This is a genomic window from Pseudobythopirellula maris, assembly GCF_007859945.1.
GTDB lineage: Bacteria > Planctomycetota > Planctomycetia > Pirellulales > Lacipirellulaceae > Pseudobythopirellula > Pseudobythopirellula maris.
The window spans coordinates 485,650-498,036 of sequence record NZ_SJPQ01000003.1 but is presented as its reverse complement, the minus strand read 5'-3'; the positions used below and the strand labels follow the sequence as shown (position 1 = coordinate 498,036).

General features: G+C 67.5%; 9 protein-coding genes. 5 read left to right on the top strand and 4 right to left on the bottom strand.

The genetic code is table 11. The annotated features are described in order from the left end of the window. Positions 1 to 70: 70 nt before the first annotated feature. Both guaB and Mal64_RS14795 read left to right on the top strand, forming a co-directional pair. Positions 71 to 1,531 carry an IMP dehydrogenase gene (gene guaB, locus Mal64_RS14800; RefSeq protein ID WP_231993800.1) on the top strand — a complete coding sequence of 487 codons (1,461 nt, stop codon included), beginning with the start codon at positions 71 to 73 and terminating at the stop codon, positions 1,529 to 1,531. A 22-nt stretch (positions 1,532 to 1,553) separates the two neighbouring features. Beyond that, positions 1,554 to 2,792: a hypothetical protein gene (locus Mal64_RS14795; protein ID WP_146401609.1), complete on the top strand. Its 1,239-nt coding sequence runs from the start codon at positions 1,554 to 1,556 to the stop codon at positions 2,790 to 2,792. Between the two features lie 91 nt (positions 2,793 to 2,883). Here the strand turns inward: Mal64_RS14795 and Mal64_RS14790 are convergent, their stop codons facing one another. Next, positions 2,884 to 3,579, bottom strand: a complete 696-nt coding sequence (locus tag Mal64_RS14790; protein ID WP_146401607.1) for a hypothetical protein — start codon at positions 3,577 to 3,579, stop codon at positions 2,884 to 2,886. Positions 3,580 to 3,990: 411 nt separating this feature from the next. Here Mal64_RS14790 and Mal64_RS14785 point away from each other — a divergent pair, with 411 nt between their 5' ends. From Mal64_RS14785 to glnD, 3 genes are all read left to right on the top strand, one after another. After that, on the top strand, positions 3,991 to 4,572 hold the full coding sequence (locus Mal64_RS14785; RefSeq protein WP_146401605.1) for a cob(I)yrinic acid a,c-diamide adenosyltransferase: 582 nt from the start codon (positions 3,991 to 3,993) through the stop codon (positions 4,570 to 4,572). Between the two features lie 304 nt (positions 4,573 to 4,876). Then, positions 4,877 to 5,215 carry a P-II family nitrogen regulator gene (locus Mal64_RS14780; RefSeq protein ID WP_146401603.1) on the top strand — a complete coding sequence of 113 codons (339 nt, stop codon included), beginning with the start codon at positions 4,877 to 4,879 and terminating at the stop codon, positions 5,213 to 5,215. Between the two features lie 120 nt (positions 5,216 to 5,335). After that, positions 5,336 to 8,038, top strand: a complete 2,703-nt coding sequence (glnD, locus tag Mal64_RS14775) for a [protein-PII] uridylyltransferase (protein ID WP_197525787.1) — start codon at positions 5,336 to 5,338, stop codon at positions 8,036 to 8,038. An 18-nt stretch (positions 8,039 to 8,056) separates the two neighbouring features. On the opposite strand, the gene Mal64_RS14770 is transcribed toward glnD, so the two are convergent. The 3 genes from Mal64_RS14770 to Mal64_RS14760 all read right to left on the bottom strand — a co-directional run bounded on the left by Mal64_RS14770 (position 8,057) and on the right by Mal64_RS14760 (position 12,314). Next, a complete protein-coding gene (locus Mal64_RS14770) occupies positions 8,057 to 9,127 on the bottom strand; it encodes a DNA integrity scanning protein DisA nucleotide-binding domain protein (protein WP_146401599.1) in 1,071 nt (356 codons plus the stop codon). Positions 9,128 to 9,331: 204 nt separating this feature from the next. Next, positions 9,332 to 11,242, bottom strand: a complete 1,911-nt coding sequence (locus Mal64_RS14765) for a hypothetical protein (RefSeq protein WP_146401597.1) — start codon at positions 11,240 to 11,242, stop codon at positions 9,332 to 9,334. Between the two features lie 337 nt (positions 11,243 to 11,579). Further along, positions 11,580 to 12,314, bottom strand: a complete 735-nt coding sequence (locus Mal64_RS14760; RefSeq protein WP_146401595.1) for a HEAT repeat domain-containing protein — start codon at positions 12,312 to 12,314, stop codon at positions 11,580 to 11,582. Between the last annotated feature and the right edge of the window lie 73 nt (positions 12,315 to 12,387).

Genomic DNA, 12,387 nt, shown 5'->3' with positions numbered 1-12,387 from the left:
CGATCGAGTCCCGTCCGACGCTGCCGCCGCCGTCACCCCCACCAACCCGCTGGGCGACAAGCTCGCCGCCATGGGGCTCACGTTTGACGACGTGCTGCTCCAGCCCCGCTACAGCGCGATCATGCCCTCCGACGTCGAAGTCACGACGCGGCTGACGCCAAGGCTAGCGATGGCGGCGCCGCTGCTGAGTTCGCCCATGGACACCGTCACCGAGCACCGCATGGCGATCGGCCTCGCGCAGCTGGGCGGGATGGGTGTGATCCACAAGAACCTCTCGATCGAGGCCCAGGCCGAAGAGGTCGACAAGGTCAAGCGCAGCGCCAACGGCATCATCTTCGACCCGGTCACGCTGCCGCCCGAAGCTAGCGTGGCGGAAGCCCGCGAGGCGATGTCGCAATCGCGTGTTTCGGGCGTGCCGATCACCGATGCTAGCGGCCGGCTGGTGGGCATCCTCACGCGGCGGGACCTGCGTTTTCTAGAGCGCAACGACCTGCCGATCGGCGAGGTGATGACCAAGGAAAACCTCGTCACGGCCACCGGGACCGTGACGCTCAGTGAAGCTGAGAAGGTTTTGATGGAGAAAAAGGTCGAGAAGCTTTTGCTGGTTGACGAAGATTACACACTGACGGGTCTGATCACGATCAAAGACATCGACATGATGCGGCGTTACCCGGACGCCGCCAAAGACGCCAAGGGGCGGCTCTGTGTCGGAGCCGCCGTTGGGGTCCACGATTACGAGCGAGCCGAGAGCCTGATCCGCAAGGAGGTGGATTTCCTAGTCGTCGACAGCGCCCACGGCCACTCGTCGAACGTCATCGAGACGGTCCGCGAGATCAAGAAGCGGTGGGACATCGACGTGGTGGCGGGCAACGTCGCCACGGGCGAGGGGGCCCGCGACCTGATCGAAGCCGGGGCCGACGCGGTGAAGGTGGGCATCGGGCCGGGGTCGATTTGCACGACACGGGTCATTTCGGGCGTCGGCGTGCCGCAGATCACCGCGATCCGCGAGGCGAGCCTGGCGGCCGAGGGAACGAACACAACAATCATCGCCGACGGCGGCATCCGCTACTCGGGCGACATCACTAAGGCGATCGCCGCTGGCGCCCACTGCGTGATGATCGGCGGGCTGCTGGCGGGCCTCGACGAGAGCCCCGGCGAGCAGGTGCTGTACCAAGGGCGGAGCTACAAGGCGTACCGCGGCATGGGCTCTCTGGGGGCCATGGCCAAGGGATCGAGCGAGCGTTACCGACAAGCGAGAGACGAGCAGGGCGCCGGCAAGCTGGTGCCCGAAGGCGTAGAGGGTCGTGTTCCCTACAAGGGGGCGCTCGGCCCCTTTGTTTACCAACTGGTGGGCGGGCTCAGGGCCGGTATGGGCTACTGCGGCACGCGCACTATCGAAGAGCTGCGAAGGGATTCGCGGTTCGTCCGGGTCAGTCCGGCCACGGTTAGGGAGAACCACCCTCATGACATTGCGATCACGCAAGAGGCGCCAAACTACACCACCGAGCACCACGGCGGTGAGGGGTCCTAGCGCCCCCGTCGCGATCCACTGGGTGAGCCCCGTGGATGCGGTGCGGGCTTACCGGCGGGTCTCCGCCGATTTCGCCCCACCCCGTGCGGAGCCGACTTGGCTCCCCGCCGGTTTCCTGGCGGCACTCTTCTTGCTGACCGGCACGCTCAGCGCGCTGGGCGAGACAACGGCCCAGCCGACCTGGCGTTCGGCGCGTTCGACAACCGCCGCGGCCACGACCAAGCCGGTGGGCCGCTACGACGACTACGTCCGCCCGGCCGCCTACGGTGAAGAGGCCTCGGGGCCCCGGCAGTCGGGACCCCATGAGTCAGGACCCCATGTGTCAGGACCCAAGTACCGCGTGGCGGGACGCATGAGCACGCACTCCGGCGGGTCGTACCGACTCGCTCAGGAGACGGGCGACGACCTCGAGCGGCGCCTCGGCGAGGCCCTCGAACGCCCGTTCGGCGTGGACGAGCCCGAGTCGATTCCTGACCCGTTCGAGCAAGACGCCTCGCGGGTCGACGAGTCGGAATACCCTGCTTACGACCCTGCCGAGCCGACCTTCGAATCGCTGCCGGAGAGCCCCGATCCGTTCGAGGAGCCGACCTTCGACGAGGACCCCGTCAACGAGAAACCCGTCAACGAGGAACCGGCCTACGAAGAGCCCTCCGATCAGGGGTCGGTCTACCAAACCCTGCCGTTCGACAGCGGGCCCACACCTCGCAACGAGCCGATGACGCCGGTCGATCCTCCGGCCGCGTTCCCCAGAGGAGCGGAGCCGCTCGACGACGGGTCGCCCAGCGCCCAAGCGATGCGCAACTGCTACGAGGACCTGGCCGAGCTGAAGGCGAATCGCCTGTCGGACATGAGCCTGTTCATCGGCGTCGAAGGGGTCGCCGGAGAAGACTTCCCGTACGAGTGCTCGGTCGACGACGGCTCGGTCTACTCGCCGCGCAGCTGGGAAGGGGTCACCTACATGTGGAAGGCCTCGGCGTTGTGCCACAAGCCGCTTTACTTCGAGCAATTGCAACTCGAGCGTTACGGCCACTCGTGGGGCCCGTACGTCCAGCCGATTGTCTCGGGTGTCCACTTCTTCGGAACACTGCCGGTGCTGCCCTACAAGATGGGCCTGACGCCGCCCAGCGAGTGCATGTACACGCTCGGCTACTACCGGCCGGGCAGCTGCGCCCCGTACATGGTTCACGCGGTGCCGTTCACCTGGCGCGCCGTGGCGTTCGAGGCGGCCGGGGCGGCCGCGGTGATCGGCGTGCTGCCTTAAGCGTTGAGCCGACAGACGGAAACGACAAAAGCCCCGGCCATAGTTGGCCGGGGCTTTTTTTGTCGCGTTGGCGTCTGAGTCGGAACGGGGCTCAGAGGCCGCCGTCCATGCCGAGCCGCATCTTCAGCTCGGCGAACTCCTGGATGTACCGCTCGGTGGTCGAGTGGACGTGCTCGGCCTCGGTGATGAAGCGGATCTCCTCGTCGCAGTCGACGTGGTGGTCGATCAGCACGCCCTCGTAAGCCGTCAGCTCGTTGCCGTAAACGATCAGCAACTTGTGCTCGTCGAGCTGCACCTCTTGCGGGGTGCGCGGGTTGAGCACGGCCACGCCGGTGCAGCCGTCGTTGGTGAGCAGCTCCTCGAAGTCCCACAGGATGCTCTGCAGGATCGGCATGTCGATGTGCTCACGGTAGAGGTCCGTGTGTCCCCCGCCGCCGCTCGAGTGGCTGGTCTCGAGCACGACGTCGACCACCGGGCCGAGCGGCTCGAGCAGCGACATGAACGTGTCGAGCAGGTTTTCTTTCGAGGCGGCGGCCATGACGACCGGCACGTCGGACCGCGATTCTTCATCGCGGTACACGTCGTGTCGGAAGCCGGCGCGCGGCACGACCTCGAGGTTGTAGCTTGGTCTGACGGCGTCGGAGAGCTGAAAGTCGCCGTAGCGCGAGACGCCCAGGTGGGCTTCGAGCTCTTCTTCAGAGAGCGAATCGAAGCTGCTGTGCATCGGCGCGGGCTTTTGCTCCACGTCCTCGTAGACATTCGTGAAGAAGTTCTTCAGGAAGCCCATCGTTTGAGTCTCGGTCGATACAGTGTTGGTGGATCGGTCGCGAGGCCCCGGGGCTTTCCCCGAATCCTTACGCATCGGGTCACTTTGACCCCGCCGCGGTAAGCGGCGCCCACAGACCCTTCGGGGTCGCGAGATGCTTAATCGTAGGTCACCAGAACAGACGGTTCGGGCCCTGCGATTGCGGGTACGAGAAACCGCCCTCAGGGAGCGGAAAAACCGGAAGCACCGGAACGCTGCGGCCGACCACTCCGCCGGCCCCGGGTGGCGAAAAGCCCACAGCCGCCGGCCGTATTTCTCGGGGAACGCGGTCGCGGGGTGGGGCTTTGCGGGTTGACCCCCTGCGCTATGATGGGCCGTGTTTCAGAAATCAAACGCCGTTACAAACGATTGTCCCCGCACGAAAATCTACGCATGAAAATCTACACCCGCACCGGAGACCGCGGGGAAACCTCGCTCTACGGCCCCGGCCGTGTCAGCAAGAGCTCGCTCCGCATCGCCGCCTACGGGACGGTCGACGAGCTCAACGCGGCGGTGGGGGTGGCGCGGGCCGAGCTCGCCCGCAGCCCGCTCGCCTCGGTCGGCGACGGCAGCGGCCCCTGGGCCGACGGCGACGCGCTCCTCGCACAAATCCAAAACCGGCTGTTCGATCTCGGCTCGGAACTGGCCACGCTTGACCCCGAGGCCCGGGGCACGGCGGCGCTGGGCGAAGAGCACATCGTGTCGCTCGAAACAACGATCGACAGCCACGAGGCCACGCTCCCGCCGCTCAAGCAGTTCGTGCTGCCGGGGGGCACGGCCGTGTCGGCCCAGCTGCACCTGGCCCGCTGCGTCTGCCGCCGGGCCGAGCGGGGGGTGGTGACGCTCCTCGAGCAGGAATCGCTCCGTGACGAGCCGCTCAGGTACCTCAACCGGCTGAGCGACCTGCTGTTCGTGCTCGCCCGCTCGGCAAACCACGCCCAGGGCGTGGGCGACACGCCGTGGGAGAAGGGCTGAGCGGGCCGAGGGGGGGCGAACTTCCCCCGGCCGCTTTGCTGGGAGGCCTCACCGGGATTACCTAGCGAGCCCGCCGCGGCCCGGGTGGCGGCGCTTTACGCGCGGGCGGCGGCGATTTATCCTTGGGGCTCGCCGGGGAGTAGTATCCGTAGGGCCCGACGATTAGTAACCTAAGCTGGTTGGAACGACCCCCCCAAGGGGCGTCCGCCAGCGCCCACTTATCAGGCGATTCGGCGGGCCCCCGAGGCACGAGTCGAGAACGGCCCCAAGCGGCCGGCATAGTTACCGCAAGGAGCCCGTTAAGATGAAGAAGCTCGAAGCGATCGTCCGCCACTACAAGCTCGAAGACGTCAAGAACGCTCTCACTGAGCAGGGCATCGCCGGCATGACCATCACGGAGGTCCGCGGCTTCGGCCGGCAGAAGGGCCACACCGAGATGTACCGCGGCACCGAGTACGCCGTCGATTTCGTGCCGAAGGTTAAGATCGAGATCGCCATCGACGACGATCGGGTGCAGACCGCCGTGGACACGATCCTCAAGTCGGCTCAAACCGGCCAGATCGGCGACGGCAAGATCTTCATCACGGATCTGTCCGAGACGATCCGCATCCGCACCGCCGAGACCGGCCCCGAGGCCCTCTGATACGCCTAGCGGGTCCCACTTCTAAGGGCGCACGCCTTCGGCGTGGGCTTGGTTGCGCCCATCCATCGGGTGTGAGCGCCCTTTAGCCCCCCTCTGGTTGAAAACGGATCGGCGGCGACAGTGGCCCCACCTCCTCAGAGCAACGAACCGTCTGCGGCCAGCCAAGCGGTGGCCGCGGCCCGCGTTCGGCTGCAGGAGAAGCGTGAGCAGATCCGCGTGCTCCACGACCGCGGGCTCGACCCCACGCTGGTTTGCGCCAAGCTCACCACGGTGGTCGACGAGGTCGTTTCGGAGGCGTGGCGCGAGCTGCTCGACGACGCCGGCCCGCAAGAGGCCGAGCAGATCCGCACGCACTGCGCTCTGGTGGCCCACGGCGGCTACGGGCGACGCCGCATGGCGCCCAGCTCGGACGTCGACCTGATGGTGCTCTGCACGCCCGACCCGGTGGGACGCCGGCTCGGCGAGCGTGTCGCCGGATGGTTCACCCGCCGGCTGTTCGACGTAGGACTCGACCTGGGGCAGAGCCTCCGCACGACCGACGAGGCGTTGCAACTCTCGCGACAAGACCCGGTGGTCGCCACTTCGCTCATCGAGTCGCGCCACCTGGTGGGCGACCTCCCGCTGTTCGAGTCGTATCTCACGGCGATCACGCAAACGCTGAGGAAACGCGACGCCGTCGCGTGCGCCGACTTCGTGGCGGCCCGGCGGGCGGAACGCAAGAAGTACGGCGAGTCCGTCTACGTCCTCGAGCCCAACATCAAACGCTCGCGCGGCGGCCTCCGCGACCTGCACCTGTTGCGTTGGTTGTGGTTCATCAAAACCGGCACGGGCGACCTCGACCGGCTGCGGTCGATGGACGCGCTCTCGAAGTTCGACCACCGCCGGCTCTGCTCGGCCCGCGACTTCCTGCTCCGCACCCGAAACGAGCTGCACTTCCACGCCGGCGACGCCCAGGACCTGCTGACCCGGGCCGAGCAGCTGCGCCTGGCCGAGAAGATGGGCTACCGCGACACGCCGGGGCTGCGGGCCGTGGAGTCGTTCATGCGCGACTACTTCCGCCACGCGAGCAACGTGTGGTTCCTGGCGAGCCGCATCAGCGAGCTGACCGCGCCCAAGCCGGCGGTCGAACGCGTGCTCGGCCCGGTCATGTCGCGCGCCATCGAAGACGATTACGTGGTCGGCATGCGTGAGATCTCGGCCACGGCAAGCGGTCGCGAGAAGCTCCGCACACGGACCGACGAGGCGATCCGTCTGGTCGACCTCGCCCGACAGAACGACCGCCGCATCGCCCAGGACACTTGGTACCTGGTCTACCGGTCGGCGCCGAATTACGACCGCGAGCCGTCGGAGGCGGCCTCGCGACGGTTCCTGCGGGTGCTGAGCAACCCGAGCCGGCTGGGGCCGCTGCTCTTTAGGCTGCACGAGCTGGGCGTGCTCGAGCGGATGATCCCCGAGTTCACCCACGCCCGCTGCCTGCTGCAGTTCAACCAGTACCACAAGTTCACGGTCGACGAGCACTCGATCCGCGCGGTCAACGAGGCGACCGAGTTCGCCGACCGCGAGGACCGCCTGGGACGCACCTACCGCCGCACGCGCGACAAGCGGTTGTTGCACCTCGCGCTGCTGATCCACGACCTCGGCAAGGGCCGGGACCGTGACCACAGCGAGCTGGGCGAGGAGATCGCCCGCGAAACGGCGCGGCGCCTGCGGCTGAGCGAGGAGGACGGCGAGCTGCTGGCTTTGCTCGTCCGCCAGCACCTGTCGATGTCGCTGCTGGCCTTCCGGCGTGACACGAGCGACCCGGAGGTGGTCGACTCGTTCGCCAAGCTCGTGGGCAACACGCGGACGCTGACGCTGCTCTACCTGGTGACCTGCGCCGACCTGTCGGCCGTGGGGCCGGGGGTGCTCAATGACTGGAAGGCGGGCGTGCTGGCGGACCTGTACAGCCGCACGTTCGAGCGGCTGACCGACACCCGGCGCCGCGAGGAGGACCGCCGCGAGTCGGTCCACAAGGCCGTTTGGGCTCTGCTCACGCCCGACGAGCAGCGGAGCCTCGACTGCGAGAAGAAGTTCAACGCGCTGCCCGACTCGGCGATCACGCTGCTCACCCCGCAGGAGATCGCCGAGGTGCTCCGGCGCACCCGCACGCTGAGCGGCGGGCGCGGCGTGACCTGGGGACGCTACGCGAAGGACGGCCGCACGCTCGTCGCCTTCGCCGCCATCGACCAGGGCAGCGGGCGCGGCGTGTTCGCCGGCATGGCCGGGGCGCTGAGCAGCAAGGGGCTCGCCATCCTGTCGGCCGAGACCGCCGTGCTGGAGGACGGTCTGCTGCTGCTGCGCTTCATGGCCGACGACCCCAACGCCTCGCCCCCCATGGCGACGCCGCCCGGGTCCAAGAAGAACGCCACCGCCGCGGCCGCCGCCCGCGAGTGGTCGGCGTCGCGCGTCGACGAGCTGTGCCGCGGCATGGCCGCCTCGATCGACAACTCGGACACGCCGCGGTTCCCTCGGATCTGGGGCGCCGCGGCCGTTCGCGCGGGCGCCGAGTTGTCGAATCAGCGTCCCGAGGTGCGGTTCGACCATCAGCTGTCGGACGAGTTCACCATCGTCGAGGTCTTCGCCCACGACCGACAAGGCTTGCTGTACGACCTGGCGTTCGCGCTGCACGAGATGGGGCTGATCATCCGCTTCGCGAAGATCGCCACGTCGGTCGATCGCGTGGTCGACGTGTTTTACGTTACCGAACGCGACAGCGAGAAGCTCACCGACCCGGAGCGGATCGATTCGGTCCGCGCGCGGATGCTGGAAGTGATCGGCTCGTGATTAGCTTGTGAGCGCCGCTCAGGCCTCGGCCGACTCTTTCGAGTCGCCGGCCTTGGGGGCCTTCTTGGCGGTCTTGGCCGACTTCGATTCTTTCTTCGACTTGGCGTCTTTCGACTTCGCTTCCTTCGCTTTGCCCTCTTTCTCGGGGCGGTCGGGGGCGTCGGTCTCGAAGTCCTTCCACTTCATTGCGCGGCGGAAAGGCTCGATCCGCAGCACGACCTCGCCGTTCTGGAACAGCCGCACCGTGCCGTTCGATTCACTCACGGCCAGGGCGACGCACTCCAACGCGCGGCTGATCTGGGCGGCGGCCCAGTGGCGGGCGCCCAGCCCCTTGCTGATCGAGATGTCGCTCGAGGGCGGGGGCGCCAGGTGTTGGGCCGAGGCCATCACCGTCCCCTTGGAAGAGACGATGAACGCGCCGTCCATCTGGGCGATCTCCTTGACCCCCTCGCGCACCTTGGCGTCGAACAGGTTGCGCTCGGTCGCGCTGTAACCCTTCACGGGGTCGAAGCCCATCGGCTTGCAGTACTCGAGCGCCTTGCGGTGCTCGCCCACCACGAACAGGGCTCCCACCGGCTTGCCCTCGCGTCCCTCGCGGCCGATCTCAACAGCCAGGTCAACGACCAGCTTGAGCGTCTCGGTCGGGGTCTTGGTGTTCAGCTGCCTGAGGTCGCGGATCGTTAGCCGGCCGAGGTAGTCGTCGAGCTGGATCAAGCTCAGCGAGTCGATCGTGCCCGATTCGAACCCGCTGTAGGCGGCAACGACCGCGTCGGAGGGGCCGATGAACTCCTCGGCGACCGCCTCGAGCAGGGCCTGCGTGAGCCGCTCGTAGACGGACGACTCGGGCGAGTTGAGCACGATCGTGTCGAAAGAGCCCTCGGCGTCGTCGCCCAGGGCGCCGGTGAGCTCTTCTTCGGTGTCGGCGGCCACGATGAGCGTGTGCTTGCCGATCGCCTCCTCGAGCCGCTCCCAATCGGTGGGGCGCTCGACGAGGAACAAGATCGCCTTGGCGTCGTGCAGTTCGGCCAACCTGACGGCCGATTCGCAGAACGCTTGCAGCTGATCGCTGAATTTCTTAGGGGGCGCCATCCGGGGTCGCTCGCGGGGCCGTCCGTACCACAGCCGCAGAAAACTAGGGCCGCAAAAGAGGCGCCGATCGACGCCGGCCCTCCGAGTGGCAATCTAGCGGAGGAGGGCAAGCGATTCAATCCGATCCGCCCGCATAGTTTCTCTGTCTTGTCCGCTCCGCGCCCGCACGCCAGTCGGTCCTGGCGCCCCCGCTCGGCCAGCCGATCAGCGGCGGCTCGAGGAGGAGGGCTTCTGAGACGTGCCGAACAGCCCGAAGAACCCGCTTGGCTTCGACGGGCTGTTACGCATCACGCCGCGGTACATCGAGTAGTTGCGGTACAGCGACGCCCCCGGCTGCGGCGGCAGCGATTCGGCCAGCCCGTCGGGCGCGACGTCGAAAGGCTGGAAAACCCGTTTGTCGTACATCACCAGGGCGTGCAGGGCGTGGGCGATCGAGCCCTTGTGCCAGTCGTGGTCGGCGTTCGTGGCCATCAGGTTGGTCAGGTAGCTTACCGTACGGTAGATGCGGTAGTCTCGCAGCTCTTCGTCCGAGTGCGAGTAGATGAGCCATTCGAGCGTGTGGCCGGTCGTGCGGATGCGGCGGTCGATGTCTTCCTCGGCCCCGGGGCCGCGGAACCATTCGGTGCTCATGCTGCCGTCTTGGTTCTGCAGGCGGTAGGCGTAGTTCTGATACTCCTTGATGAACTTGTCGGCGGCGGCGTACTCGCCGTCGATCGGTTCGCCGCGCCCCAGCCGGTGCTGGATCGCGAGGCTCAGGCCGCCGAGGCGGTGCGTGCCGCCGCAGGCGGCGCCGCGGATCGGCTGCTCACGCTCCTCACGCACCAGCCGGGGCATGTCCCACGCCTCGCCCTGGTCGTTCACCCAGCGGGCGTCCGAATCGAGGTAGTGCATCAAGCCGATCAGCTTGAACGTGAGCTCGGTCTTCGTGTAGCAGGTTTTCTGCTCGGCGCGGATCAGGTCGTGGATCGTGAACTCTTGCCCGTCGACGCGGATCGGGTAGTCGGGACTCACGTTGCACTGGGCCAGCATCGCGAGCAGCTGCCCCTTGTGGCCCTGCATGCCGACTCCCACCCGCACGTCGAGCTCGCCCTCGGGCGAGACGCGCATCATCTGCAGCCGCTTGCACGGCTTGTTGTAGCAGAGGTAGCCGATCGCCGTGATCGGGTCGCCATTGGGCCCGTTGTCGAGCACGCGGCTGTGCAGCTCGTAGGCCAGCATGCCGTGCATCACTTCCCACGGGTCGTGCTCGATGCTGTTGAGCGGCTGGCGGTAATAGTACGACAGCACGGTGCGCAGTCGCGGCTTGAGCCGCATCAAGTTCCGCGAGAGCGGCTTGGGCGGCTCGACGGGGGCCGCCGCCACCGGCTCCTGCTCGTCGATTTCGGTGTCGGGCTCCGCCTGCGGTTCGGCCTGCGGCTTGGCGGCGGGCTCGGCTGCTTTCGGCTCAGCCTTTTCGGACGGAGTCGCCTCGGGCCGGGCCGTGACGGGCTCGCTCTCTTGCGATTCGGCCTTGGGCTTCAGCGCACGCGGTCCCTTGGAGGTGGGTCGCTTTGCCAGGACCGGCGAATCGGTGGCGGTATCGGCGGATGACTCGTCCGCTGGCGTCTTCGCCTTGGTGTCGGTGTCGGTGGCGATCGCTTTGTCGTCGATCGCCACGGCGTCGCCGAGCGGCTTGAGGTTCTTGGGCGGCGAGAGCGGCGCCGGCTCGCTCGCGTCGCTCAGCACCGGGCCCGCGCTCGGGCTCGGCTCCGTGATTGGTTCGGCCGACTCGAACGACGTGTCGAGGTCGTCTTCCCCGATCGGGGTGATCGGCGGCGCCGCCAGACGCGGCACGTTGAAGGCCTCGGAGAGTTTGCCCGCGCCCTTGGCCGAGGGGCCGCCGACCGGCTCCCGCAGGGCGAGGGGCGCATGGAGCTCGTCGAGGGTTTCCGGGTAGGACGACACGGGCGAGCGTGTCGCGCCAGGACGCAAAGCCACGCGCGGCGCCGGCGCTTCCAGTCGCAGGTCGCGGATGTCGGCCCGCGAGAGGATGCGATCGACTTGAACCCCACCTCCGCCGAGCAGAGGTCCGATCGCGTCGTCGGCCTGCGACTCGTTTGCTCCGCAGGCAGCCAACGCGGTGCAGCAGCAAGTTAGCAACAACCCAGCTCTGCGGCTCGGTGCGAGTTTCTCGCCGTGTGTTGCGCCCTGTTCCCTCAGCTTCAGCATTGTGCACCCCAGGGCGTGTCGTTCCGCCTCGCGTCGCCGTATCGACGCCGTCCCGCACCACTGCAGCCCGAACGCGTGGGCCCGGCGCAGTAGTTCCCGTATGCAACTTGGTATCGGGACCTGAACGGTCAAAAATCAGTCAATGCCGCGCAAGAGATCAGCGACTTGGTGAGGGAGAGCGCCTAAGGCGCATCGCTGACGAAGACCCGCACACCGATTGGGGGTAATTTTGTTCAAGTCGCGATCAGAAGGGCCGCCACCAAGGCTTGCTAGCAACCGCTGTAGGGGGTTCGGTAGCCACCGGGGGAGCGCCGCCGGGCGCGGCGCCGGCCGGGGCCGCGCCGTCGACACTCTGCTTGGCGAGCGCAAGGTACGCGCTCACGTCGCCGCCAAGGTCGCGGCCCGTTTGCAGACGCATCGCTTTGACTCCGGCGAACTGCATCGCCGGGTCGCGGTCTTCGAGCACGGGGATGAGCGCCCGCTGAGCGGCGGGGGTGTTGAAGCCGCCCAAGGCGTTGACGGCGGCGACACGAACATCGAATTCGCTGTCCTCGGCCGCCACACGGGCGAGCGCCGTGACCGCCTGGGGGTCTTTGGCCTCGGCCGCCAGTTGGCAGCACTTGTTGCGGACGTAATGGTCGTCGTCCGAAAGTCCCGCTAGCACCGCTTGTCGCGCCAAAGGCACGTTGAACTTGGCGAGCGAAACCAGCACCTCTTCGCGCACCAGCGGATCGGGCTCGTTCGGCAGCCGTTTGACGAGGTCGGCCACCGCCCCCTGCTGACCGGGCGAGTTGGTCCCGTCCGCCTGGGCGGCGATCGTGCGGACCTCTTCGACGCGTTTGCCGGGGGTTTGGTAGCTGGTCAGCTGCGGGCCCCCGAACGGGCGCCAACTGGGGCCCCCGCCTGGCAGGAATTGGCACCCCGCGGCCAGGCCGAGGCAGGCGCAGCTAATGAGCGTGAGGGTTCGGCTTCGCTTCATGTCTCAAGCATTGCTGACGGTGACGGCGGACTGAACCGGCGCAGCGTGAGCCGCGACGGCGTCGAGTCGGAAG

Coding starts and splice junctions, on each gene's coding strand:
- Mal64_RS14770 (WP_146401599.1), bottom strand. CDS start 9,127: ATGGCGCCCCCTAAGAAATTCAGCGATCAGCTGCAAGCGTTCTGCGAA.
- Mal64_RS14790 (WP_146401607.1), bottom strand. CDS start 3,579: ATGGGCTTCCTGAAGAACTTCTTCACGAATGTCTACGAGGACGTGGAG.
- Mal64_RS14780 (WP_146401603.1), top strand. CDS start 4,877: ATGAAGAAGCTCGAAGCGATCGTCCGCCACTACAAGCTCGAAGACGTC.
- Mal64_RS14760 (WP_146401595.1), bottom strand. CDS start 12,314: ATGAAGCGAAGCCGAACCCTCACGCTCATTAGCTGCGCCTGCCTCGGC.
- guaB (WP_231993800.1), top strand. CDS start 71: ATGGGGCTCACGTTTGACGACGTGCTGCTCCAGCCCCGCTACAGCGCG.
- Mal64_RS14785 (WP_146401605.1), top strand. CDS start 3,991: ATGAAAATCTACACCCGCACCGGAGACCGCGGGGAAACCTCGCTCTAC.